The 250-nt window shown below is 38.0% G+C and carries 1 protein-coding gene; it reads right to left on the reverse strand.

Translation table 11 applies throughout. The features are described 5' to 3' along the window. Positions 1–12 precede the first annotated feature (12 nt). On the reverse strand, positions 13–250 hold a 238-nt coding region (locus tag MTCD1_RS19830), incomplete at its 5' end, for an endo alpha-1,4 polygalactosaminidase (RefSeq protein WP_143760213.1).

The following is a 250-nucleotide window of genomic DNA, read 5'->3' on the forward strand; positions in this document are numbered from 1 at the left end:
ATGTTACAGCGTTCATAAACAACTCTCTCTATAACTATCATCAAGCGCAAGACGCAATATTAAGGTGCTAAATTGCATATTGTTGGCATCTAAGCATAATTTATCACGCGCATCTGGATCCACTCTATATATTTTCTTATATTCAGCATTGAAAACAGGTTTTCCGGCGTCGATGAAAGGGCTGAGCATTGCGCATTCGTTATATTGAAAGCATTGCTCATTAACAGCAAAATCATAATGTGCTCCCAGA

Origin of the sequence: Colwellia marinimaniae, from assembly GCF_002207865.1 — a bacterium.
Classification (GTDB): Bacteria; Pseudomonadota; Gammaproteobacteria; order Enterobacterales; family Alteromonadaceae; genus Colwellia; species Colwellia marinimaniae.